Annotated in this window: 17 protein-coding genes; 4 read left to right on the top strand and 13 right to left on the bottom strand. The window is 70.8% G+C overall.

Going from position 1 to position 19,600, the window contains the following annotated elements:
• Position 1: 1 nt before the first annotated feature.
• Together DEA06_RS00195 and DEA06_RS00190 are read right to left on the bottom strand one after the other, a co-directional pair.
• Positions 2–1,285 carry an extracellular solute-binding protein gene (locus DEA06_RS00195; RefSeq protein ID WP_116645963.1) on the bottom strand — a complete coding sequence of 428 codons (1,284 nt, stop codon included), beginning with the start codon at positions 1,283–1,285 and terminating at the stop codon, positions 2–4.
• A 1-nt stretch (position 1,286) separates the two neighbouring features.
• Entirely contained in the window at positions 1,287–2,336 is a 1,050-nt protein-coding gene (locus DEA06_RS00190; RefSeq protein ID WP_116645962.1) for a LacI family DNA-binding transcriptional regulator, read from the bottom strand.
• A 154-nt stretch (positions 2,337–2,490) separates the two neighbouring features.
• Here DEA06_RS00190 and DEA06_RS00185 point away from each other — a divergent pair, with 154 nt between their 5' ends.
• Positions 2,491–3,918 carry an NAD(P)/FAD-dependent oxidoreductase gene (locus DEA06_RS00185; protein WP_116645961.1) on the top strand — a complete coding sequence of 476 codons (1,428 nt, stop codon included), beginning with the start codon at positions 2,491–2,493 and terminating at the stop codon, positions 3,916–3,918.
• A gap of 106 nt (positions 3,919–4,024) precedes the next feature.
• Here DEA06_RS00185 and purH read toward each other — a convergent pair whose 3' ends face one another.
• The 9 genes from purH to DEA06_RS00140 all read right to left on the bottom strand — a co-directional run bounded on the left by purH (position 4,025) and on the right by DEA06_RS00140 (position 14,396).
• Complete coding sequence (gene purH, locus DEA06_RS00180) at positions 4,025–5,632, bottom strand: bifunctional phosphoribosylaminoimidazolecarboxamide formyltransferase/IMP cyclohydrolase (protein WP_116645960.1); 1,608 nt, start codon at positions 5,630–5,632, stop codon at positions 4,025–4,027.
• An 8-nt stretch (positions 5,633–5,640) separates the two neighbouring features.
• Entirely contained in the window at positions 5,641–6,279 is a 639-nt protein-coding gene (gene purN / locus DEA06_RS00175; RefSeq protein ID WP_116645959.1) for a phosphoribosylglycinamide formyltransferase, read from the bottom strand.
• A gap of 4 nt (positions 6,280–6,283) precedes the next feature.
• A complete protein-coding gene (locus tag DEA06_RS00170) occupies positions 6,284–7,801 on the bottom strand; it encodes a DUF6350 family protein (RefSeq protein WP_205781186.1) in 1,518 nt (505 codons plus the stop codon).
• A gap of 56 nt (positions 7,802–7,857) precedes the next feature.
• Positions 7,858–9,414: a polysaccharide deacetylase family protein gene (locus tag DEA06_RS00165; protein WP_116645958.1), complete on the bottom strand. Its 1,557-nt coding sequence runs from the start codon at positions 9,412–9,414 to the stop codon at positions 7,858–7,860.
• Positions 9,411–9,947, bottom strand: a complete 537-nt coding sequence (locus tag DEA06_RS00160) for a hypothetical protein (protein WP_116645957.1) — start codon at positions 9,945–9,947, stop codon at positions 9,411–9,413. Before DEA06_RS00160 ends, DEA06_RS00165 begins: the two co-directional genes overlap by 4 nt.
• 113 nt (positions 9,948–10,060) lie before the next feature.
• Positions 10,061–10,501, bottom strand: coding sequence for a nitroreductase family deazaflavin-dependent oxidoreductase (locus tag DEA06_RS00155; RefSeq protein ID WP_116645956.1), 441 nt, complete (start codon positions 10,499–10,501; stop codon positions 10,061–10,063).
• A gap of 95 nt (positions 10,502–10,596) precedes the next feature.
• Positions 10,597–11,499 carry a succinate--CoA ligase subunit alpha gene (gene sucD, locus DEA06_RS00150; protein WP_116645955.1) on the bottom strand — a complete coding sequence of 301 codons (903 nt, stop codon included), beginning with the start codon at positions 11,497–11,499 and terminating at the stop codon, positions 10,597–10,599.
• A gap of 46 nt (positions 11,500–11,545) precedes the next feature.
• Positions 11,546–12,709 carry an ADP-forming succinate--CoA ligase subunit beta gene (sucC, locus tag DEA06_RS00145; protein ID WP_116645954.1) on the bottom strand — a complete coding sequence of 388 codons (1,164 nt, stop codon included), beginning with the start codon at positions 12,707–12,709 and terminating at the stop codon, positions 11,546–11,548.
• A 157-nt stretch (positions 12,710–12,866) separates the two neighbouring features.
• Positions 12,867–14,396, bottom strand: coding sequence for an FAD-dependent oxidoreductase (locus tag DEA06_RS00140; RefSeq protein ID WP_116645953.1), 1,530 nt, complete (start codon positions 14,394–14,396; stop codon positions 12,867–12,869).
• 112 nt (positions 14,397–14,508) lie between these two features.
• On the opposite strand from DEA06_RS00140, the gene DEA06_RS00135 reads away from it, so the two are divergent.
• From DEA06_RS00135 to DEA06_RS00125, 3 genes are read left to right on the top strand one after another with little or no spacing between them, the layout of a single operon-like run.
• Entirely contained in the window at positions 14,509–15,747 is a 1,239-nt protein-coding gene (locus DEA06_RS00135; protein WP_116645952.1) for an acyl-CoA dehydrogenase family protein, read from the top strand.
• A gap of 52 nt (positions 15,748–15,799) precedes the next feature.
• A complete protein-coding gene (locus DEA06_RS00130) occupies positions 15,800–16,975 on the top strand; it encodes an AI-2E family transporter (RefSeq protein ID WP_116645951.1) in 1,176 nt (391 codons plus the stop codon).
• 4 nt (positions 16,976–16,979) lie between these two features.
• A complete protein-coding gene (locus DEA06_RS00125) occupies positions 16,980–18,023 on the top strand; it encodes an ATP-dependent DNA ligase (protein ID WP_240606745.1) in 1,044 nt (347 codons plus the stop codon).
• On the opposite strand, the gene DEA06_RS00120 is transcribed toward DEA06_RS00125, so the two are convergent.
• Positions 17,996–18,370, bottom strand: a complete 375-nt coding sequence (locus tag DEA06_RS00120; protein ID WP_165817889.1) for an LPXTG cell wall anchor domain-containing protein — start codon at positions 18,368–18,370, stop codon at positions 17,996–17,998. The genes DEA06_RS00125 and DEA06_RS00120 overlap by 28 nt on opposite strands.
• Positions 18,371–18,526: 156 nt before the next feature.
• Positions 18,527–19,555: a non-homologous end-joining DNA ligase gene (gene ligD, locus DEA06_RS00115; protein ID WP_116645949.1), complete on the bottom strand. Its 1,029-nt coding sequence runs from the start codon at positions 19,553–19,555 to the stop codon at positions 18,527–18,529.
• Positions 19,556–19,600 lie beyond the last annotated feature (45 nt).

Genomic DNA, 19,600 nt, shown 5'->3' with positions numbered 1-19,600 from the left:
GTCAATTGCCCGCCACGAGACCGTTGATCTGCTCGGCCGCGCCGGAGAGGAAGGAGTCGACGCCCTCTTCACCGAAGATGATCGACTTCGAGTACCCGTCACGGAAGGTCTGCCAGACCTCCACGGAGTTCGACACGTTCGGCACCTCGACGGTACGGGCGGCCTGATCGCCGAAGAGCTGGTAAGCGGGGTTCGCGGTGAAGTAGTCGGCGTAGGTGTCGGTGAGGTCCTGACGCAGCGGCATCTGACCGGTCGCTTCGAGCCACGCGCCGTCCTGTTCCTCGCTCGTGGCGAACTTCAGCACGTCCCATGCGGTGCCCTTGTTGTCGCACGCCGTGAACAGACCGACGTTCTTGGCGTCGCTGAACGTCCAGGTGTCGGCAGCATCCGTCCCGTTCTCGGTCGGCACGGGCACAGCTCCCCAGTTCACATCGTCGCCGTAGACCTGAACGGCCCACGGGCCGACGATCGCCATCGCGGCATAGGCGTCGGCGAAGGCATCGCCCTGGTACTGCTCGTTGCCCGCCAGCTGCTCTGAGTAGATCGTCGCCCAGAAGTTGGCGACGGCCTTGCCGCTGTCGTCGTCGAAGGTCGACTGCCCGTCCTGCACGAGCTGGGTGCCGCCGGTCTGGGCGGCGTACAGCGGGTAGAAGTCGAACCACGACTGGAAGAACTCGCTGGTCGGGGCGGGGTTGATCGCGAACGGCGCGACACCCGATTCCTTGATGGTGCGGGCCGTCGCGAGGAAGTCCTCGTAGGTCGACAGTTGCGGGTTCTCGGGGTCGAGGCCGGCCGCGGCGAACAGGTCTTTGTTGTAAAAGATCATCACCGGGTTGGACTTCCACGGCAGCTGGTAGAAGCCCCCGTCGTCCGAGCGGTACTGCTCGGCGAGCTCACCGCTGCGTGCCGTGATGTAGTCGTCGCCGTCGGGGAAGTCCGAGAGGTTGACGAGACCGCCCTGCCGTTCGAATCCGGGAACGGCGGCCGGTGAGGTGTTGAAGATCAGGCACGGCGCGTTGCCGGCGGTGATCGCGGCGCTGATGACCTCTTCGCTCGACGACCCGGCGGGGATCTCCTGCGCGGTGACCTGCTCGTCGGGGTGATCGGCGTTCCAGGCGTCGATCATCTGCTCGCCCCACGAGATCTCGGCGGCGTTGTTGGAGTACCAGATCGTGATGGGGCCGCGGGCGTCGGTGTCGCCGCCGCCCCCGCCTCCGCCGCTGCAGGCGGTGAGTGCCAGGATTCCGGTCGCCGCAGCGACCGTGCTGAGGATGCGTCGTCGCATGTCATTCTCCTTCGTGGGTGGCGACCGCAGCCGCCGGTGGGGTGCTCGTCGATGAGCGGATCGTGAGGGTCGGATCGGGAAGCGAGAGGTGGCGGGGCGGTTGCCCGTCGATCGCGTCCAGGAGGGTACGGGCGGCCAGAGCCCCCCACCCCCGGGCATCGGTGGTGACCGTCGTGAGGGCGGGATGCACGTGGCGGCCGATCTCGGTGTCGTCGAACCCGGTGATCGACAGGTCACGCGGCACGCTCAGCCCGCGCCGTTGAGCCACCCCCAGGCCCGCGACGGCCATGGGATCGTTCGAGTAGACGATCGCGGTGGGAGGCATCGCAGCATCCAGCAGTTCCTGCGTTGCGCGAGCGCCCTCCGCCGCGCTGAAGTCGGTCGCGACGACCCGGCCGCCGACCCCGGCACGCCGGATCGCGTCGTCGAAGGCAGCACGACGACGCGTTCCGTGCAGCATCGTCTCGGGCCCGGCGACGTGCGCGATAGCGCGGTGGCCGAGGGCGACGAGGTGCTCCACGGCGAGCCGGATACCGGCGCCGTCGTCGACCGACACCGACGAGAAGGGGCTCGGCGCGGCGGGAACGCCCAGGGTGACGGCGACGAGCCCGAGGCTCTCGACGAGTTCGATGCGCGGGTCGTCGGCGCGCAGGTCGGTGAGGATCACGCCGTCGACGCGGCGGTCGAGAGCGAGCCCTCGGTAGGTCTCGGCCTCCTGCCGGCCGGGGGTGGCGACCGCCATCACGAGCACCTGCCCCGAGATCGAGAAGACGTCTTCGAGTCCGGCGATGAGCGAGGGGAAGAACGGGTCGGCCGCGATGACGTCGGGGCTGCGGCCGATCACCAGTCCGCACGCGAAGGCTCGGCCCACGCTCAGGGAACGGGCGCGGATGCTGGGCGTCCACCCCATCTCGGAAGCGATGGCCAGGATGCGATCGCGCGTATCGGGTGCGACGCCGGGGCGGTCGTTGAGGGCGAACGAGACGAGGCCCTTGCTGACGCCCGCGCGCTTGGCGACATCGGCGATGGTCGGGCGGCCTGCCTGGCTCATTCGCTGCACTCCCTCGTGTGGCGCGACGCCGAACCGTCCGTTCGTCGTCGAATGCTCCTATCTAAACCGGTTAAGGCCGTTTTCGTAACCCCCCTCTCGAACACGACGCGCAAGCCCCGCCCTCCCCCGGCTCGTGCGGCGGTAGCGTGTGGCCATGAGCGCACGCGAATACGACGTCATCGTCATCGGAGCCGGTCCCGTCGGAGAGAACGTCGCCGACCGGGCCGTGCAGAGGGGTCTCTCGGCCGTCATCGTCGAGGCCGAGCTCGTGGGCGGTGAGTGCTCCTACTGGGCGTGCATGCCGTCCAAAGCGCTGCTGCGCAGTGGCGCGGCTCTGCGAGCGGCACAGGCCGTCGACGGCGCGAAGCAGGCCGTCACGGGCGACCTCGACGTGGCCGCCGTCCTGCGCCGACGCGATTCGATGACGCACGACTGGAACGACTCGAGCCAGGTCGAATGGCTGCAGGGCGCGGGCATCGATCTCGTCCGCGGTTACGGTGCGCTGACCGGCGAGAAGACCGTGCGCGTCACCGCCGACGACGGCACCACGACCGACCTCGTCGCCCGTCACGCGGTCGCGGTGTGCACCGGGTCCGCCGCCCTCCTCCCCGACATTCCCGGACTCGCCGAGGTGGAGCCGTGGACCAGCCGCGAAGCCACGAGCGCCCAGAAGATTCCCGCGTCGCTCGCGATCCTCGGCGGCGGCGTTGTGGGGGCCGAGATGGCGACCGCTTACGCGAGCTTGGGGAGCGCCGTCACGCTCGTGGCGCGCTCAGGGCTGCTCGCCAACAACGAACCGTTCGCGGGAGAGCTCGTCGCCGCATCCCTCTCCGACCTCGGCGCCACGGTGAAGACGGGAGTGGACGCCGTCTCGGCTCGCCGCACCGAGGCCGGCCTGGTCGCGCTCGAGCTCTCGAACGGCACCACCGTCGAGGCCGAAGAGGTGCTCGTCGCGACCGGACGCATCCCCCGCACCGGCGGGCTCGGCCTCGAGACGGTGGGGCTCGAACCCGGATCGTGGCTGGACGTCGACGACACCCTGCTCGTGCGCGGCACCGAATGGCTATACGCCGTCGGCGATGTGAACCACCGGGCGCTGCTCACCCACCAGGGCAAGTACCAGGCCCGCGCCGCCGGCGACGTCATCGCCGCCCGCGCCCAGGGGACGCCGGTCGACGACGCGCCCTGGGGCGCCCACGTCGCGACGGCCGATCACGAAGCGGTACCGCAGGTGACCTTCACCGACCCCGAGGTCGCCTCCGTCGGATTCACCGCGGCCTCCGCCGAGAAGGCGGGACGCCGCATCCGTGTTCTCGACTACGACCTGTCGTGGATCGCCGGTGCCAGCGAGCAGTCGGACTCGTACAAGGGCCAGGCCCGCGCGATCGTCGACGAAGACCGCGGCACGATCATCGGCGCGACCTTCGTGGGTCCCGACGTGGCCGAACTGGTGCATTCGGCGACGATCGCGATCGTCGGCGAGGTGCCGCTGACGCGCCTGTGGCACGCCGTGCCGTCGTACCCGACCGTCAGCGAGGTCTGGCTGCGCCTTCTCGAAACCTACGGCCGCCCGACTCCCTGAGGTAGCCCACAGACCGCGAGACTTCAACGTGGCCACGAGACTGCGAGCGTCGGCTGCAGTCTCGTGCCCCGGATGAAGTCTCGCGGTCTTCGGCGAACCACCGGGGTCAGTGGAAGAAGTGGCGCTCGCCCGTGAAGAACATCGTCACGCCGGCGGCACGGGCCGCGTCGATGACCTCCTCGTCGCGCACCGAACCGCCCGGCTGCACGATCGCCGACACCCCCGCGTCGAGCAGCACCTGGGGGCCGTCGGCGAAGGGGAAGAAGGCATCGGATGCTGCGACCGAGCCCGCGGCGCGGTCACCGGCGCGCTCGACGGCCAGACGGCACGAGTCAACGCGGTTGACCTGACCCATCCCGATACCGACCGTCGCGGAGCCCTTGGCCAGGACGATGGCGTTGGATTTCACCGCGCGACACGACTTCCACGCGAAGATCAGGTTCTGCATCTCGGCCTCGCCGGGCTGCTCACCCGAGACGAGCTGCCAGTCCTTCGCGACCGACTCGATGTCGTCGGGGAAGCGGTCGGCGTCCTGCAGCAGGAGTCCGCCCGAGACGAGGCGCACGTCGAGGCGCTCCTGCTCCCAGTCGGTCGGCAGGCACAGCACGCGCAGGTTCTGCTTGAGCTTGAAGACCTCGAGCGCCTCGGGCTCGAAGTCGGGCGCGATGATCACCTCGGTGAAGATGTCGCGTAGGTTCTCGGCCATCTTCAGCGTCACGGTGCGGTTCGCGGCGATGACGCCGCCGAAGGCCGACACGGGGTCGCACTCGTGGGCGCGCAGGTGGGCGCTGGCGATCTCGTCGAGCGCGTTGGGTGCGGCCACGGCGATGCCGCAGGGGTTCGCGTGCTTGATGATCGCGACGGCGGGCTTGACCATGTCGAACGCGGCGCGAAGCGCAGCATCCGCGTCGACGTAGTTGTTGTACGACATCCCCTTGCCCTGCAGCTGGCGGGCCTGGGCGATGCCGTGGCCGCCTGCGCGGGAGTAGATCGCCGCGCGCTGGTGCGAGTTCTCGCCGTAGCGGAGGGGCTCGAGACGTTCGGCCGCGATCGTCAGGTGCGCGGGCAGCTCGTCGGCCGACGAGAGCGTGTCGTCGGCGAACCACGTCGAGACCGCCGTGTCGTACGCGGCCGTGTGCGCGAAGGCGCGGGCGGCCAGTTCGCGGCGCTGGGCGAGGGTCGTGCCGCCGGCGCCGAGCGCATCGATGATCGTGGGGTACGACTCGGGCGAGACGACGATCGCGACGTTCGCGTGGTTCTTCGCCGCGGCGCGCACCATCGCGGGGCCGCCGATGTCGATCTGCTCGACGACGTCGTCGCCCTCGGCCCCCGAGGCGACCGTCTCGACGAACGGGTAGAGGTTCACCACGACGAGTTCGAACGGCGCGATGCCGAGCTCGTCGAGCTGGCGCTCATGGCTCTCCAGGCGGAGGTCGGCGAGCAGCCCGGCGTGCACGCCCGGGTGCAGGGTCTTCACTCGGCCATCGAGCGACTCGGGGAAGCCCGTGACCGCCGACACGTCGGTGACGGCATGGCCGGCCTCGCGGATCGTCGCCGCGGTCGAACCCGTCGAGACGATCTCGACGCCGGCGCCGGCGAGCGCCTCGGCGAGGCGCAGCAGATCGGTCTTGTCGCTGACCGAGACGAGTGCGCGGCGGACTGCCACGACGTCACGGTCGCGGTAGAGGGAGGGGTCGTGCCGAGGTCCGGCCATGGGGACTCCTAGGGTGTGTCGAGGGCGGATGCTTCGTCGTGCCGAGCAACGATCGGCAACGGGACGGTCGAGGAGAGGTCGAGGTCGCCGGTCGCGATGCGGCGCACCACGTCGATGAGCAGACGGCGCTCGACGGGCTTGATGCGGTCGTGGAGGCGGTGTTCGTCGTCACCGGCCCGCACGGCGACGCGCTCCTGGGCGAGGATCGGTCCGGTGTCGACGCCGCTGTCCACGACGTGCACGGTGGCCCCCGTCTCGGTGACGCCGGCGGCGAGGGCGTCGCGCACTCCGTGCGCGCCGGGGAACTCGGGCAGGTAGGCGGGGTGGGTGTTGATCAGCCGCGGCGACCACGCGTCGACGACCGCCGGCGGAAGCACGCGCATCAGTCCGCTCAACACGACGAGGTCGGGGTTCCAGACGGCGAGCTGCTCGGTGAGCTCGCTCCCCCACTCGGCGCGCGAGTCGAACTGCTCGTACGCCACGAGGAACGTGGGGATGCCGAAAGCCTCGGCGTGCGCGAATCCCTCGGCCTCGCGGTCGGCTCCGACGACGATGACCCTGGCCGGGAAATCGGCGGAAGCGGCGGCCTCGAGAAGGGCCCGGAGGTTCGATCCGGTGCCCGAGATGAGGACCGCGACGGTGAACACCCGGTCAGTCTACCGACGGGCGCCGCCGACGCTCGTCGCCGTCCGACGCGCCCCCGCGCTCGAATCCGGGGATCGGCTCGGTCGCATCCGCGTCGACCGGCACCGGGTGGGCGTGCTCGCGGTCACCGGCGGCCGTCGGCTCGCCCGGTTCGGTCGGCGGGGCCTGCCACGTGTCGGTCGTCGGGATGGGGCGCTCGGGGTGGGAGAACGGACGCTCGGCGGCCAGGCGGCGCCAGGTATCGAGACCGGGGTCGGGGGGTGCGGGACGCACGGGTGTGACGGATGCGGCGACCTCGCGGCGCTCGTCGTCGCTCGCGCGTCGCGGCAGGAGCAGGAGGATCGCCGCACCGACGAGCACCTCCACTCCGACGGTGAACGCGAGAGCACCGGCGTCGGGGCCGATCCGCGCGAGTCGCCCCGGCCCGATCGATCCCGACCCGAAGACGGCCAGGAGGGCGGCGACGGCACCCGTCACGACCGCCACCGACACCGCGAGCACGAGGCGGAACAGCAGACCGCCGTCGTGGTCGCGCGCGGCGTCGGGCCTCGCAGCGAGGCGGGAGCGCAGCATCCACCCGGTCAGCACCCCGACCGCGACCGGGAGGAGTGCCAGGAGCAGCAGCCACGTCGTCGACCCCTCGGGAACGACCCCGAGAACCGGAATGCCGGGCAGCACTCCCAGCTGCGTGCCCGCGGGGGAGACGGCGGTGCCCTCACCGAGCGCGAAGCCCGGACCCGCGACGAACGACAGCGCCCAGACGATCAGCGTCGGAAGGTAGGCGAGCTGCGCGAGGGCGAGCACGATCACGCCGGCGGCGTCGACGTGGGCGGCCTCGAACAGTGCCACGATCTCGCCGCCGCGCAGCAGGACGGCGATGCCCGTGACGGTTGCGGCAACGCCGATCAGGCCCGTCACGGCGATGGCGCTGCCCCGCACGAGGAGGCCCGGCAGCGCTCCCCAGGTGCCGTGCTCGATCCGAGACCGCAGCCGCGCGATCGGTCCGTGTTCGTCGAGGCGCCACGATTCGACGACCGCGCCGAGCACGGCGGGGAGCCCGAAGACGAGAGCGGGGAGGAGCACCGCCTGCCAGAGCTCGACGGTGGCGAGGTCGTTGACCGTCGTGAGCGCGATGACGGCGGCGATCGCCGTGAAGACCACCACGCCCGTCGCCGCTCCGGTCGCGGGGGCACCGGCCTGGGCCGCGCGGCGACCGGATCGGGCGGCGAACAGCGCCGTGAAGACGGCGAGGGCGAGCGGCGCGAGCGAGAGCGTGAACGACGCCGCCGTCGGGTCGATGCCGGCGACGTTCAGATATTCGGGCGGCAGCGTGAGCTCGAGCGGCACGAGGTGCCCGAGCTGCCAGATCGCCCCGCTCGCAGGCCAGAGCGTGGCCCAGTCGGCGCCGGATCCGAAGCCGACGACCCACAACAGGGTCAGTGGTGCGAGCACGACGGCGACGCCGCCCGCTGCCGCGATGACGGCGTCGAGGGCGGCGAGGAGAACGACGAGGAGGCGATGCATGCGCGAACGACCCTACCCGCGGGTGCGGCGCGTCCCGCGACGGGACACGCGCAGGCTCAGCGGCCGCTGCGCCAGGCGCCCGACGCGGGCACCTGGCCCCCGAACAGCTGCGCAACGGTCACCAGGCTGAAGCCCCTGTCGCGCAGCCCGTCGTAGACCGCTCCGGCGGTACGGGCGGTGTTCGGCTGGATGTCGTGCTGCAGCACGATCGATCCGGGTCGGGGCTGCTCGACGGCGCGGCCGATCAACACGTCGTCGGCGATCCCCTGCCAGTCGAACGTGTCGACGTCCCAGAGGATCGCGGGAAGGCCCGCCCCCGCGACGATCCGGGACGTGTACTCGCCGTACGGCGGGCGGAACATCGTGACCCGCTCCCCCGTCTGCTTCTCGATCGCCCCCGTGGCATCGCGGATCTGCCGGAGCGCGGCGTCGAGCGGGATGTCGGGGAGGTGCGGGTGGTTCCAGGTGTGGTTCTCGGCGAGATGCCCCTCCGCCACCATCCGGCGCAGAACGTCGCCGTAGCGCGAGGACTTGTCGCCCATCGTGAAGAACGTCGCGGCCGCCCGCCGTGAGGCGAGCTCGTCGAGGATGCCGGCGGTGAAGTCGCTGGGGCCGTCATCGTACGTGAGCGCCACGCACGGGAAGAGGTCGCAATCGATCGGGGTGCTCCCGGCGGGCAGCGCGACGGGGCTGTCGAAAGCGGCGCCCGCCTGCCCGGCCGCGACGAGCGCGGCGCCCAGCGGCGTGACCAGGGTCGCGGCGGTCGCCGCAGGCACCTCGATCACGAGCGGCGAGTCGGTCGGCGGCATGTCGAGCGCCGCCAGCTCGGGCGCGGTGAAACCGGGCGCGATCGTGATGACGAGCGACCCGCCCGCGCCGGGGACGGTCGTCCCGAGGGCGGGGGCGAACCCCGCCAGGCCCGCCTCGTCGGCGGGCGCGGCCGTCGCGAGGCTGAGCGCGCCCGCCTCGCGGCGCAACAGCTCCACGATCTCGCCGTGGAGGCGAGCGGATGCGTGCGGATTCCAGAGATCCGCGGCGGAGCCGACCGCACCGGTGGCGACGTCGGCGTAGACGATGGTCGTGTCGTCCGACGCCACGCCGCCCGGGCCACCGGCGATGATCCTCACCCGTTCGCCGAGGATCGGCCCGGTCGCGGCGACGATGTCGCAGACGACGGCGACGCCCGTGCCGCCCACCGGCCCCAGGGCAGGATCGGCCAGCACCTCGGCACCGGTTCTGAGCGTTGCCCCGCGCACGCATCCGCGGTCGCCGAGTCCGGCGCCGAGGGGGAACACCTCGGGTGCATAGGTCTTGCCGATCGCCGCAGCACGGCCCAGGGCGGCGTCGCGGACCATGCCGACGATCCGGTCGTCGAACGCCCCGGAGCCGGGGAGCAACGAGAACCGGGCCTGGAGGCCGACGGTGTCGTTGCGGAGACGTTCGCCGCTGAGTGCCCCGACGCCTGCCGGGTCGACCGGCTCGGGCTGTGTCGTGATGCGGATGTCGTGCTCCTCCCAGCCGGGTGGCGTCCACTGCGGATCGCTCGCGACGGCGCAACCGCTCAGCAGGAGCGCGCTCATCGCGGCGGCGGCGACGAAACGGCGCCGCCTCATGATCCCACCCGCACGCTCTCGAGCAGGTCGGCGATGACCGGCCGGTAGGGGGCGAGATCTTCCCTCGATCCGGTCGCGACCATCCTCATGCTCGGTCCGGCCGCCCCTCGTCCGACCGCGAGGACGAGGGCATCGTCGGTCTGCGCGTGCGCGACATCGAGGCCGGAGGCGAGCCGCTCGACGACGGCCCCGCCTCGACCCGCCACGTCGTCGGAGGCGACCGTCGGCTGCGCAGCGTCGGCCGAGATGGTGAAGGTCACGGACAGCCCGCCATCGGGCGATCGCACGACGAGTTCGCTCTCGCTGCCCCACGCACGTTGCGACGCCCAGCCGGCGGGAACGACGACCGTCGCGCTGGTGCCCGCGTCGATGATCGTCTGCCGGTGCGCCTCGTCGGACACCTCGGTGAAGAGGTTGGGGAGAACGCGGGGTGCCAGGTACGCGCCGAGCGCCAGAGCGGCGACGACGACCAGCACGCCGGCACCGATGCCGATCGCGATCGACCGTGCGCGTCGCGCCCGCTGTGCGGTCATGCCGAGTCCCCCGATCCGCCGCCCCGACCGGTGGAGCAGGGAGATTCTAGGGTTCGCCGATGACCGATCGGCGCAGCGACGCCCGTCTGCGCGTCACCCGCGCGAGCGGGGGGTCAGTCGGCGACGGGTTCGAGAACGAACACCGCGATCCGGCGATCGGTCTTCGCCTGGTACGCGTCGTAGTCGGGCCACACCGCGGTGGCCCGCGCCCACCACCGGGTGTACTCGTCGCCCTCGGCCTCGTGCGCGAGGTAGTCGCGGGTCACGGCGCCGTCCTGAAGCTCGACGTGTGCGTTCTTGACGAGGTTCCAATACCACGCGGGAGCCTTCGGCGCGCCTCCCTGCGAGGCGACGACGGCGTAGCGACCGTCGTGCTCGACGCGCATGAGGGCGGTCTTGCGCAGCGCCCCCGACTTGGCGCCCACGGTCGTGAGCACGATGATCGGCACACCGCGCAACTCGGCGGCTTCGGCACCCCCGGTGGCTTCGAAGGTCTCGGCCTGGTTGCGGGCCCACTCGGACGTGCTGGGTAGATACTCCCCGGAAAGCGGCATGCTCCCCACCCTATGCCGCGACGACGAAGGGGCGGATGCTTCGACCACGGCGCCTGCGCGCCGGTGTCGAAGCATCCGCCCCCTCGGGTGCGTGCTTACAGTGCGGCGATGATCTCGCGCATGAGCGTCGCGGTCTCGCTGGGCGTCTTGCCGACCTTGACCCCGGCGGCCTCGAGGGCCTCCTTCTTGGCCTGCGCGGTGCCCGCCGAGCCCGAGACGATGGCGCCGGCGTGGCCCATGGTCTTGCCCTCGGGTGCGGTGAAACCGGCCACGTAGCCCACGACGGGCTTGGTGACGTTGGCCTTGATGAAGTCGGCCGCGCGCTCTTCGGCGTCGCCGCCGATCTCGCCGATCATGACGATGGCCTTGGTCTCGGGGTCGGCCTCGAACGCGGCGAGCGCGTCGATGTGCGTCGTGCCGATGATCGGGTCGCCGCCGATGCCGATGGCGGTCGAGAAGCCGAGGTCGCGCAGCTCGAACATCATCTGGTAGGTCAGGGTGCCCGACTTCGAGACGAGGCCGATGGGGCCCTTACCCGTGATGTTGGCGGGGGTGATCCCGACGAGCGCCTCACCGGGCGTGATGATGCCCGGGCAGTTCGGACCGATGATGCGGGTGGTCTCGCCCTTCGACTTCGCGTAGGCCCACGCCTCGGCGCTGTCGCCGACGGGCACGCCCTCGGTGATGACGACGAGCAGCGGGATCTCGGCGTCGATGGCCTCGATCATGGCGTCCTTCGTGAACGCCGGCGGCACGAACGCGATCGACACGTCGGCGCCGGTCGCGGCGATCGCCTCGGCGACCGAGGCGAACACGGGCAGCTCGACGTCGTTGCCGTCCTTGTCCGTGTGCGCGACGACGGTGCCCGCCTTACGAGCGTTGACACCGCCCACGACCTGGGTGCCGGCCTTCAGCATGAGCGCGGTGTGCTTGGTGCCCTCGCCGCCCGTGATGCCCTGGACGATGACCTTGGAGTCCTTGTTGAGGTAGATCGACATTTCTTATGTCCTTCGAATCAGTCGCTGAGCTTGTCGAAGCGTCGGGTCAGGCGTTCGCCAGCTCGGCGGCCTTGTCGGCACCCTCGTCCATACCGGCGGCGAGGGTCACGAGCGGGTGGTTGGCGGCGGCGAGGATCGCGCGACCCTCTTCGACCTGGTTGCCGTCGAGGCGCACGACGAGCGGCTTGGAAGCGGTGTCGCCGAGGATCTCGAGTGCCTTCACGATGCCGTCGGCGACTGCGACGCACGAGGTGATGCCGCCGAAGACGTTGACGAACACGCTCTTGACCTGCTCGTCGCCGAGGATGACGTCGAGCCCGGCCGCCATGATCGTGGCCGAGGCCCCGCCGCCGATGTCGAGGAAGTTCGCGGGCTTGACGCCGCCGTGCTTCTCACCGGCGTATGCCACCACGTCGAGGGTCGACATGACCAGGCCCGCGCCGTTGCCGATGATGCCGACCTGGCCGTCGAGCTTGACGTAGTTGAGGTCGTGGGCCTTGGCCTTGGCCTCGAGCGGGTCGGCGGCGTCCTTGTCCTCGAGCTCTTCGTGCTCGGGGTGGCGGAAGCCGGCGTTCTCGTCGAGCGAGACCTTGCCGTCGAGGGCGATGACGTCGCCCTCCTCCGAGAGGATCAGCGGGTTGACCTCGACCAGCGTGGCGTCTTCGCCGGTGTAGACGGCGTAGAGCTTCACGAAGACGTCGGCGACCTTGGGAGCGAGCTCGTCGTCGAAACCGCCGGCCTTGGCGATCTCGAGCGCCTTCTCGGGGGTGATCCCCTCGATCGGGTCGACCTCGATGCGCGCGAGCGCCTCGGGCTTCTCTACGGCGAGCTGCTCGATCTCCATGCCGCCCTCGACGCTGGCGAGGCTCAGGTACGAGCGGTTCGCGCGGTCGAGCAGCACGGAGAAGTAGAACTCCTGGGCGATGCGGGCGCCTGCGGCGACCATCACGCGCTTGACGACGTGGCCCTTGATGTCGAGGCCGAGGATGGCCTGGGCCGCCTCGAACGCCTCGTCGGGGGTCTTGGCGACCTTCACGCCGCCGGCCTTTCCGCGGCCGCCGGTCTTGACCTGAGCCTTGACGACGACGACGCCGCCCAGCTTCTCAGCCGCGGCTCTCACTTCTTCGGGGGTGTCGGCGATGATGCCGGCAAGCACCGGCACCTCGTACTTTTCGAACAGATCGCGTGCCTGGTACTCGTACAGATCCACGGAGAATCCTTCGCTGGACGATGGGACGGGGGAGCCGGAAACATCTTGATGTCGAGATATATCGACCAGTCCCCCACCCTACTATCCCGACCCTGGAGGCCCGAATCCGCGGCCCCGTCCGAGGCCGCGCAGGCGGCCGTCCCGGCTGCGCGAACCGTCAGGCCTGCGCCCCGTCGTCCAGGCGACGCAGGTCGGTTACCGCCGGACCCTCGATGCGGGTGCCGTCCGCAGCGAACCGCGAGGCGTGCAACGGGCAGTCCCACGTGCACTCGAGATCGTTCCAGGAGAGCACTCCGCCCAGATGGGGGCAGACGGCGTCGACGGCCCGGGTGACACCGTCGGTCGTCGAGATCCCGACGGGTCTGCCGGAGCGCTGCGCGACGATGCCGTCGCCGTCGCCCGGGCGCGGCACGGGCACGGCCGTCGACTCGGCCGCCGCCCAGCCTCGAGCGGCCTCCCGAGCGACCGACGCGTTCTCGACCGCACCCTGTGCGAGGTCGGCCGGCACCGTCAGCCGCGTGCCGATCACGGTCATCCAGCGCGGGCGATCGCGCCGCTTCTCGCCGCGGAGCTCCGACACGAGGCGCATCGCCGCCGCCGGGCCGTTCGTCAGCCCCCACTTCGCGTACCCCGTCGCGAAGCTCACCCGCCCGAGTGAGCGCGGAAGTGTGCCGACGAACGGCACGAGGTTGTGCGAGCGGTAGTCCTGCGCCGACCACCGGTGGGTCTCCTCACCGATCGGGAGGTGCTGCCGGGCCCAGGCGACGAGTTCGTCCACGAGGGTGAGCGCCGAGTCCTCGCGGCCGACGGGGTGACCCGCTCCCCCGACGATCAGCTGCGGGGCATCGACGGGTCCGTCTGCCTGGCGGACGACGCGGATCGAGCGCGAGGGATCGTCGGTGGAGAGGTACATGCCGTCGAAGGCATCCCCCTCGAGCGCGAACGAGACGCACGACGATCGCAGGCCGCTGGTCTTGGCGAAGTAGAGCCCGCGGTCCATGATCGGCGTCGCCGTCGCCAGCACCACGCGGTGCGCCGAGAGGTCCCCCGCATCCGTGTGCACCGTCGGCGTGCCGGTCACGCTCACCCGCCGCACCGGGGTGCGGGTGTGGAGGCGACCGCCCTCGGCGACGAAGGCCGCGGCGAGCGCGCGGGCGAAACGGGCCGGATCCAGCGCGAGCTGGTCGTCGAGCGCGACGGCCCGCGCGATCGGGAACGGCACCTGCGCCATCTCGTCGACGCCCACGATGCGCGTCTCGACACCGGCCTCGGTGGCGGCGGCATGCTCGTCGCCGACCGCGCGCACTCCACCGGCATCCTGCGCATAGGTATAGGCCGTGCGTCGCGTGGCCGGGACGCCGAGTTCGCGTGCGGTGTCGGCCACCCATTCCGCGCCGGTGCGATTGGCCTCGACGTAGGCGCGGACGAGTCGGGCGGGATGGTGACGCCGCAGCCCCGAGAGGGTCGTTCCCTGAAGGAGCGAGACCTTGCCGGTGTTCGAGCCCGTGGCGAGTTCGGCGACATCGCCCTTCTCGACGAGGGCGACGTCGAATCCCGACCTCACGAGCATCAGCGCGGTCGACAGTCCCGTGATCCCGGCACCCACGACGACGACCTCGTGCGAGGCGCCGGCTTCGATCGTCGTACCGGTGACGGGCTCCAGCCCGTGCTTCCACAGAGAGGTCATGCGCGTCAGCCAACGCCCGCCGGTGACCGGGCGCAGGCGGCTTGACACGACACCTCGACGCGGTCGAGGCAACCCGCCCGCATCGGGGGCTCGACCGTCTAGCGTGGTTCGCATGAGCGACGCTGCTACTTCACACCTCCCCGGCGAGGCCGTCTCGCGCTACGACCTCACCGGCCGACGCGGCACCGACTACTACGCGGTCTTCGCCGACGTGTCCGGTGCCGACCTCGACGCCTGGAAGAACGCGCAGACTCTCATCGACGAGGTCGGAACGCGGATGCAGGGCGCGTGGGATGCCGCGGAGTTCCCCATCGACCTCCTCCCCCGCATGGGCGAGCTCGGGCTGTTCGCCGACGGCATCGACGACCCCGACCTCCCCGCTTCGTCTCCCCTGGCGGCGGGACTGGTGAACATGGAGGTCTCCCGCGGCGACGGCTCGCTCGGCACCATCGTGGCCGTCCAGGGCGGACTCGCCCTGCGCACGCTCGCGCTCTACGGCTCACCCGAGCAGCGCGAGCGATGGCTGCAGCCGCTCTTCCGCGGCGACGTGCTCGGCGCGTTCGCGCTCACCGAGCCCGACCACGGGTCGGACTCGGTCTCGCTCGAGACGGTCGCGCGGCGCGACGGCGACGCGTGGGTGCTGCGCGGCACGAAGAAGTGGATCGGCAACGGCGCCTCCGGCGGGGTCACCTTCGTGTGGGCGCGCGTCGACGACCCGGACGCCGCCGAGCACGGCTCGGTGCGGTGCTTCCTCGTCGAGCAGTCGCTCCCCGGGTACACCGGCACCGTCATCCCCGGCAAGGCGTCGCTGCGCGCGATCCACCAGGCGCACATCGCGCTCGACGATGTCCGGGTGCCGCTGAGCGCGGTGCTTCCCGGCACGAAGAGCTTCAAAGATGCGTCGACCGTACTCTTCGCCACGCGTTCGGGCGTGGCGTGGTCGGCCCTCGGCCACGCGACCGCCTGCTACGAGGCCGCCCTGTCCTACGCCACGCAGCGCGTGCAGTTCGGCAAGCCGCTGGCGAAGTTCCAGCTCATCCAGGAGCGCCTGACGCAGATGCTCGACGACCTCACCGGCATGCAGCTGTTCTGCCGCCGGTTGGCCGACCTCGAAGCATCCGGCGGTCTTCGTCCCACACAGGCCTCGCTCGCGAAGTACCACAACACGCGCGCGGCCCGTCGGGTCGCGTCGACGGCGCGCGACCTGCTCGGCGGCAATGGCATCCTGCTCGAGAACGGCGTGATGCAGCACATGGCCGACATCGAGGCGATCCACACGTACGAAGGCACCGAGAGCGTGCAGGCGCTCCTGCTCGGCCGCGACATCACCGGCATGAGCGCGTTCGTATAACGCATCGCCGCAACCCCGGGTACGCATTGGAGCGACCGGCTACCTTCGGAGCATGAGCCTGTTCCGTCGCGCGCCCGTGCACAAGGATGCCGTCGCATCCGCCATCGAGCACACCGAAGACACCCCACCCCGCTCGTTGTGGGCCGACAGCTTCGGACGCCTCGCCCTGCGCGGCGTGCAGATCATCGTGCTCGTCATCGTCGTCGCCGGCCTCATCTGGGGCATCCAGCAGGTGACGCTCGTCGTGATCCCCCTCATCCTCGCGCTGATCTTCGCCTCGGCGTTCGGGCCGTTCACGATGTGGATGCGGCGAAAGGGCGTGCCGTCGCTGATCGCGACCCTGCTCACCCTCCTCGCCGTCGTCGCGGTGCTGACGGGGCTGGGCTGGCTGGTCGTGCGCGCCGTCGTCGACCAGTGGGACGACCTCTATTCGCAAGCGCAGGACGGCTTCTCGCAGGCGCTCGACTGGTACCACACGCTGCCCTTCGCCATCTCGCCCGAGCAGATCGACAGCGCGATGTCGGCGGTCACCGACTTCGTCACGAGCGCACAGTTCGGCACCGGGGCGCTGGCGGGCGTCAGCGCGATCGCATCGTTCGCCACCGGTTTCGTGCTGCTGATCGTGATCCTGTTCTTCTTCCTCAAGGACGGACCCCGCATGTGGGAGTTCGTGCTGCGTCCCTTCCGCGGCACCCACTACGACCGCGCGCGACGCATCGGCGACAAGACGGTGTCGGTTCTCGGCTCGTACGTGCGGGGCACCGCCTCGGTCGCGGCCGTCGACGCCATCGGCATCTACATCGGCCTCCTCATCCTCCAGGTGCCCCTGGCGCTCCCCCTGGCCGTGCTCGTCTTCCTCCTCGCCTTCATCCCGATCGTCGGCGCGGTCTCGGCCGGCGTGCTGGCAGCGCTCGTCGCGCTGGTGGCGAACGGACCGGTCAACGCGCTCTTCGTCGTCGGGGTGGTCGTGCTCGTCAACCAGCTCGAGGGGAACTTCCTCCAGCCGGTGCTGATGGGCCGCACGATGAAGCTGCACTCGTTCGTCGTACTCGTCGTGCTCGCCGGCGGTACCGCGATCGGCGGAATCCTCGGAACCCTGCTCGCCGTGCCGCTGACCGCCGTCGCGTGGGGCATCGTGTCGGTCTGGAACGGCGAGAACGAGCCGGCCGAGTGGGCCCGGCGAAAGAAGCGTCGGTCGCCCGTGTCGCTCTCCGGCGGCGAGGGGTGAGGTCGTGCCCTACGACATCCCGGCGCCCATGCTGGCGAAGTCCGTGCCCCGGGTGCCCGAACAGGCCAAGGTCGACGGCGGTCTGAGCTACGAGCCCAAGTGGGACGGGTTCCGCGCTCTGGTGTCGTGGGACGGCACCGCGGTCGAGATCGGCAGCCGCGGCGCGAAGCCCCTCACCCGATACTTCCCCGAGCTGGTGGAGGCGTTCACCCGCCTTCTTCCGCAGCCGTGCCTCATCGACGGCGAGATCGTCGTCGCCCGGGGCGAACCGGGAGCGCAGCGCCTCGACTGGGAGTCGCTGTCGCAGCGCATCCACCCCGCCGCCTCCCGCGTGGCGATGCTCGCCGAGGAGACGCCGGCGATGTTCATCGCGTTCGATCTGCTCGCGCGCGGCGAGCGCGACCTCCAGCCCGAGCCGTTCTCGGTGCGTCGCGCCGAACTCGTCGACCTGCTCGTGGCGCTCCCCCACCCGGTGCACGTGACGCGCACGTCGGACGACGCCGACGTCGCGCGGCGCTGGCTCGCGGAATTCGAGGGAGCGGGGCTCGACGGCGTCGTCGCGAAGCCGCTCGCCCAGCCCTACGCCCCGAACAAGCGCACCATGTTCAAGATCAAGCACGCCCGCACGGCGGACGTCGTCGCACTGGGGTACCGCATCCACAAGTCGGGTCAGGGCGTCGGTTCGCTCCTCGTCGGGCTCTACACCGCCGAGGGCACCCTCATGGGGGTGGGCGGGGTGGCCGCATGGAGCAACGAGCGACGACTCTCCCTCATCGACGAGCTCGCACCGTACGTGGAGCGCGACGACGTGGGAGACCCGATCACCGGAGAGACCGACCGCTCTCGCTTCTCGGCGTCGAAGGACGTGTCCTTCGTGCGGCTACGGCCCGAACGGGTTCTCGAAGTCCGGTACGACCAGCTTGAGGGGTACCGTTTCCGTCACACGGTGCAGTTCGAGCGGTGGCGCGACGACCGCGACGCGCGGTCGTGCACGTACGAGCAGCTCGAGACGATCTCGGCCTACGACCTGGGCGACGTGCTCGATTGACGCGAACGCGCCGCGCCGCGGATCGTGAGGCCGACCGCGGTGATCGCGCCGCCGGCGACCAGGAGCCAGAGCAGTCCCTCGCCGCCGGTCGCGGGGAGCTGACCCGATGCGCCGTTGCCCGGCGCGGCCGTCGAGCTCGACGACGGCTGCGGCCACGGTGTCGGATCGATCGTCGCCGTGGGCGACGGGGTGGGAGTGGCGGTGCGCTCGGGGATCTCGACGACGAGGGTCAGCGATTCGCCGTCGACGGATTGGGCTGATGCCACGCCCGCCGGGAGCAGCAGAGCCCCCGCGAGCACTGCCCCGGCGACGATGCCGACCGATCTGCGTCCGTTCGACGTTCGCACCCTTGTTCTCCGATTCCCGGCCGCCCTTGGCCGTTCGACGCTGTCGGCGTTTTGTCGCCTCTTTCCACAATATCGTGATCGGCCCGCGACACGCGACATCGGATCCGCGCATCCCGGTGTCGCCGGCGCGACGCTCACCCCGCGCACCCCGGTCCGTCAGTTCGCATCGGGCTTGCGGGCGCGAGACGGCTGCACGCGGGGCGGTTCGCCCGGCATCTTGGGAAACTCGGGCGGGAACGGCAACTCGCCGAGTCCGGCGGACAGGTCGCGCTCCCACCACTGCAGCAGCACGTCGATCCGACCGCGCGTGTCGAGGATCCCGCGCCAGGGGTCGCCGACGTCGGCCAATCTCTGCGGCACGGTTCGTACGGTGAAGGCGCGCGGATCCACTCCGTCGAGCTCGTCCCACGTCACCGGGGTGGAGACGGTCGCCGCCGGGAGCGCGCGCGGCGAGTAGGCGCCGGCCATGGTGCGATCGCGGTTCGCCTGGTTGAAGTCGACGAAGATCCGCTCTCCGCGCTCCTCCTTCCACCAGTTGGTCGTCACGCGATCGGGCATCCGCCGTTCCAGCTCACGCGCCGCGGCGATCACCGCGTGCCGCACATCGAGGAACTCGTGGGTCGGTTCGATGGGGCAGAAGACGTGCAGCCCGCGGTTCCCGCTGGTCTTGATCCAGGGTTCGAGCCCCGCGTCGTGGAGTACCTCGCGCAGCCCGTGGGCGGCGGCGACGGCCTCGGCGAACCCGGTGCCGGGCTGGGGGTCGAGGTCGATGCGCAGCTCGACGGGTCGGTCGGTGTCGTCGGCGAGCGACGCCCACGGATGGAAGACGATGGTGTTCATCTGTGCGGCCCACACCGCCGACGCGATCTCGGTGAGGACGAGCTGCGGATGCGTGCGTCCGCTGTTGTAGGTGACGGTCACCGCTTCGACGTAGTCGGGCGCACCTTTCGGCGGGTTCTTCGAGAAGAAGCTCTCCCCCTCGATGCCGTCGGGAAACCTCTCCAACGACACAGGTCGGTCGCCGTTCGCCGCGAGGAACGGCTCCGCCACGGCGACGAAGTACTCGGCGAGCTCGCGCTTGGTGATCCCCGCATCCGGCCAGAGCACGCGATCGGGGCTCGACAGCCCCACCTCCCGATCGCCATCAGGGCCCGGGACGGTGAGGGTGATGCGCGGAGACGCCATTGTTCGACACTAGGGCGGCGCACAGCATCCGTCACCCCTGCGGGG

The organism is Microbacterium sp. Gd 4-13, from assembly GCF_003095395.1.
Classification (GTDB): domain Bacteria; phylum Actinomycetota; class Actinomycetes; order Actinomycetales; family Microbacteriaceae; genus Microbacterium.
Note: the sequence above shows the minus strand (reverse complement) of the source record. Positions and strands in the feature narration are given on the sequence as shown.

Excerpts from the sequence above, each read along its gene's own strand:
- DEA06_RS00195 (WP_116645963.1), bottom strand. The coding sequence starts at position 1,285 with ATGCGACGACGCATCCTCAGCACGGTCGCTGCGGCGACCGGAATCCTG.
- DEA06_RS00190 (WP_116645962.1), bottom strand. The coding sequence starts at position 2,336 with ATGAGCCAGGCAGGCCGCCCGACCATCGCCGATGTCGCCAAGCGCGCG.
- DEA06_RS00185 (WP_116645961.1), top strand. The coding sequence starts at position 2,491 with ATGAGCGCACGCGAATACGACGTCATCGTCATCGGAGCCGGTCCCGTC.
- purH (WP_116645960.1), bottom strand. The coding sequence starts at position 5,632 with ATGGCCGGACCTCGGCACGACCCCTCCCTCTACCGCGACCGTGACGTC.
- DEA06_RS00170 (WP_205781186.1), bottom strand. The coding sequence starts at position 7,801 with ATGCATCGCCTCCTCGTCGTTCTCCTCGCCGCCCTCGACGCCGTCATC.
- DEA06_RS00165 (WP_116645958.1), bottom strand. The coding sequence starts at position 9,414 with ATGAGGCGGCGCCGTTTCGTCGCCGCCGCCGCGATGAGCGCGCTCCTG.
- DEA06_RS00160 (WP_116645957.1), bottom strand. The coding sequence starts at position 9,947 with ATGACCGCACAGCGGGCGCGACGCGCACGGTCGATCGCGATCGGCATC.
- DEA06_RS00155 (WP_116645956.1), bottom strand. The coding sequence starts at position 10,501 with ATGCCGCTTTCCGGGGAGTATCTACCCAGCACGTCCGAGTGGGCCCGC.
- sucD (WP_116645955.1), bottom strand. The coding sequence starts at position 11,499 with ATGTCGATCTACCTCAACAAGGACTCCAAGGTCATCGTCCAGGGCATC.
- DEA06_RS00140 (WP_116645953.1), bottom strand. The coding sequence starts at position 14,396 with ATGACCTCTCTGTGGAAGCACGGGCTGGAGCCCGTCACCGGTACGACG.
- DEA06_RS00135 (WP_116645952.1), top strand. The coding sequence starts at position 14,509 with ATGAGCGACGCTGCTACTTCACACCTCCCCGGCGAGGCCGTCTCGCGC.
- DEA06_RS00130 (WP_116645951.1), top strand. The coding sequence starts at position 15,800 with ATGAGCCTGTTCCGTCGCGCGCCCGTGCACAAGGATGCCGTCGCATCC.
- ligD (WP_116645949.1), bottom strand. The coding sequence starts at position 19,555 with ATGGCGTCTCCGCGCATCACCCTCACCGTCCCGGGCCCTGATGGCGAT.